At 49.3% G+C, this 3949-nt stretch carries 3 protein-coding genes; all 3 read right to left on the minus strand.

All coding sequences use genetic code 11. The annotated features are described in order from the left end of the window. The coding region (sov, locus tag AC4E7D_RS12600) for a T9SS outer membrane translocon Sov/SprA (RefSeq protein ID WP_490174141.1) at positions 1 to 1261 on the minus strand (1261 nt) is incomplete at its 3' end. Between the two features lie 5 nt (positions 1262 to 1266). Continuing rightward, the gene (ruvA, locus tag AC4E7D_RS12605) at positions 1267 to 1848 is read right to left on the minus strand and encodes a Holliday junction branch migration protein RuvA (protein WP_490174142.1); all 582 of its coding nucleotides are present in this window, start codon (positions 1846 to 1848) and stop codon (positions 1267 to 1269) included. A gap of 21 nt (positions 1849 to 1869) precedes the next feature. Next, positions 1870 to 3949, minus strand: a 2080-nt coding sequence (locus AC4E7D_RS12610) for an NADP-dependent malic enzyme (RefSeq protein ID WP_490174143.1), incomplete at its 5' end; no start/stop codon positions are given.

Consider the following 3949-nt stretch of genomic DNA (forward strand, 5'->3'; position numbering starts at 1 on the left):
TTGAAAATCCGTTGTCCACGGTTGCAATGTCCCGGACTTCATCCGTGAGCACACCCCCACTTCCTATAAGCGAAGGGTCAAAATCGTTGGCACCGTTACGCGGCAATTCCGGATTCGTCGTAGAAACATTAAAGAACCCTGCCGGTTCCCCGTTGGCGATCCCTATCCGTGTCTTTTCCTTCAGGGGTTCCCCCAAATCCTGTATGGCAACTAGGTTACGCACATTCAGGGTTTGCTGGCTCCTGTTGGTCACCCAGACTTCCAGTCGGGTTATCTGCACCTGACTGCGAATAAAGGGATAGGATTCCAGGGCGGTATCATACTGGTCGCGGAAAAACTGGGAGAGGAAGAAATGGCGGTCCTCATCATAGTCCAGGGCAGTAAGTTCAAACTCATTCAAGGTACCGCCTCCCTGTGCTACCACGGTGTTGTTCTGGGAACGTTGTTCCGAAAAGACCGCAGTTACTGTGGTCTTACCAAACTGCAGTTGTGTCTTCACCCCGAAAAGGCTCTGGGCACCAGTAATAAGCGAACTGTTCAGGGGCAGGTTTACATTTCCTATTTCAATTTTCCGGATGATATCGTCTTCGGTTGGGGTATAATCCAGTTTCACCAGGTTTTGAAAATCAAAGGTGGCCTCCGTATCATAGTTGGCAGTTACCTGCAGCCGCTCCCCAATCTTCCCAAGCATACTCAGACTGATCCGCTGGTCGAAATCAAATGAGAGGTTGGTACGGTTCCTGGGAGAAAGTGCCGGGTTGTCATTCTTTTGCCAGATCACGCCAAGGTCCATGGCCACAGATCCCTGAGGAATAACTTCAATGGTATTTCCACCGAAAACGGATTCGAAGAAATTGTTATTGACATAAAAATTGGGCAGGAGGTTTTTACGCGCTTCCTCGCTCCCCGCCTTCTTTCCGGAATAGGCATCTATCTTTTCCTTAAAGTAGGATTTCATGCCTTCCTTCCTAACCATTTCAAGGTATTGTTCCGGGGTAAGGATTATGGGGTAACCAATATCAAAATCCCCAACACTTTCCGTGTAAATGTATCGGTCGAGCTTGGGGTCATAGGTGTATTTGGAAACAATGCTTTCGGGATTTTTCAATACGATCCTTCCCAGGGCTACCCCGGTCTGTACCGTATCCCGGTCCTGTTCTTCCTGGGAAAAGGCCAGGTCAGTGGCACCCAGAAACAAAACCAATAGGAAGGCAACCTTAAATGAATAGGATTTAAGAATTGAAAATGCCCCTTTTTTCAAACTAGTTACAAATTTTTCAGCGCCCGTTTTATAATGTCCTCTGCGCTAAGAGAAGGAACTTGAGATAAGACCTGATCCACAGCCTTCTCCGACTGTTTTCTGGCAAAGCCAAGAACCTCTAAAGCTGATAACGCTTCTTCTCTATTTGTATTGTTTGAATCTGTGGAAACTTCTTCGAGATTATATATTTTGAGAATTTTGTCTTTCAGGTCAAGAATTACACGCTGTGCTGTCTTCGCTCCTATCCCCTTGATGGCCTGTATAGAAGGGGCATCTCCGGAGGCAATCGCATCCCTTACCTGTTCAGGGCTCATAGACGATAACATGGTGCGGGCCGTGCTCGCCCCGATCCCGGAAACCGATATCAGCAATCGGAAGATTTCGCGCTCTGTCCTATCCGCAAATCCAAAAAGGGTATGTGCATCTTCCTTGATTTGCAAATGGGTATAAATGCGAATGTTTTCATGGTCCGGTACCTTTGCGTAGGTATTGAGCGAAATATTGATGAAGTATCCCACCCCGGCACATTCCACTACCAGGTGGGTAGGGTGTTTTTCAACCAGCCGGCCGTTAAGATGTTCTATCATGTATCAGATCTCTGGGTTAATTTAAGCTTTCTTGTCTTTGGCCATCCTTGCCTTTCTTCGCTTTTCCCTTTCCTGGGCGTCAATTACGGCTACCGCGGTCATGTTCACCATCTCTTCCACGCTGGCCCCCAGTTGCAGCACGTGAACAGCCCTTCTTAAACCGAGCATAATGGGACCTATAGAACTGGATGCATGCAGTTCCTTCAGGAGCTTGTAGGTGATATTGGCCGATTCAAGGTTAGGAAAAATCAAAGTATTCACATGGTTGCCGGCCAGGTTGGAAAAAGGAAACTGGCTTTTCCTGAGGTTCCGGTTCAAGGCAAAATCGGTTTGGATCTCACCGTCGACAATCAGTTCCGGATTGTTATCGTGAAGGAGCCTTACGGCCTCCCGTACTTTGGCAGCATGTGGATGTTCCGAGGCGCCAAAATTGGAATAGGACAACAGGGCCGAAACCGGGTCAAAGCCGAAAGCCGTGCCCAGGTTGGCCGTCATTCGGGTGATTTCTGCCAGCTCTTCCGCATTGGGTTCAATATTGATCGATGTATCCGCAAGGATCAAAGGTCCCCTGTTCGTAATCATAATATGCGCGGTGGCCGCCTTAGAAACATTTGCCGCCCGACCTATCACTTCGAAAACCGGACGGATCACATTGCTATAGGCCCTTGAGTGGCCGGTAATCATCCCGTCTGCATCACCTTCCAATACCATCATGGCCCCGAAGTAATTCCTTTCCCGCATTTTTGTCCGTGCCCCGTAAAGCGTAACGCCACTTCTCTGCCGGGCTTCAAAAAAACGCTGGGCATAGGCCTCCTTTTTGGTTTCACTGGAAGGGTCTTTAGGATCGATAATAAGGATATCAGCATCGAATTCCAGTTCCTTCATCAATTCCCTGATCACCTCTAAATTGCCTAAAAGAATTGGTGTGGCAAGGCCATCTTCATAGGCAATCTGGGCCGCTTTGAGCACATCCAGGTGGTTGGCTTCAGCAAAAACGATCTTCTTGGGATTAGCCTTGGCCCTGTTCATCAACAAACGCATCACCTTGTTGTCATCCCCAGATCGGGAGAGCAGGTTTTCCCTGTACCTGTCCCAATCGGATATAGGGGCCTGTGCCAGGCCACTGGCAATAGCTGCCTTGGCTACGGCCACAGGTACCTCAGCGATCAGCCTGGGGTCAAAGGGTTTGGGAATGATGTAATCCTTACCAAAAGTGAGTCGGGTTTCCCCGTAGGCGATATTCACCTGTTCCGGAACGGGCTCCTTGGCCAGCTCAGCAAGGGCTTTTACCGCTGCCATCTTCATTTCTTCATTGATCTTGGTAGCGCGCACATCCAGTGCCCCCCTGAAGATAAAGGGAAAGCCCAGTACGTTGTTTACTTGGTTGGGATGGTCAGACCGGCCGGTAGCCATGATGACGTCTTCCCGTGTTTTACAGGCCAGATCATAGCTGATTTCAGGATCCGGGTTGGCCATGGCAAAAACAATGGGGTCCTTGGCCATCGACAACAACATTTCCGGGCTCATGATGTCTGCAATAGACAAACCAATAAAGACATCTGCCCCTGCTATGGCTTCTTCCAGGGTATCCACCTTGAGATCGGTGGCAAATTCCCGTTTTTCTTCGGTTAAGCCATCGCGGTCTTTTCGGATCACGCCTTTGCTGTCCAGCATCAGGATGTTTTTCCCCTGTGCCCCAAAGGCTTTGTAGAGCCTTGTACAGGAAACCGCTGCGGCCCCTGCCCCACTGATAACGATCTTAACCTCCTCCATTTTCTTGCCCGTGAGTTCCAGCGCATTTAGTAGGGCTGCGGCAGAAATAATGGCGGTGCCGTGCTGGTCATCATGCATTACCGGAATATCCAGCTCTTCCTTAAGACGGCGTTCAATTTCAAAGGCTTCGGGAGCCTTGATGTCCTCCAGGTTAATTCCCCCAAAGGTAGGGGCTATGGTCTTTACAGTGGCGATAAACTCATCTACATCCTTGGTGTCCAGTTCAATATCGATCCCGTCAATGTCTGCAAAGATCTTAAAGAGCAGGCTTTTTCCTTCCATCACGGGTTTGGCTGCTTCCGGGCCAATATCCCCGAGGCCCAATACC

It is taken from the genome of Lentiprolixibacter sp. (assembly GCF_982873095.1).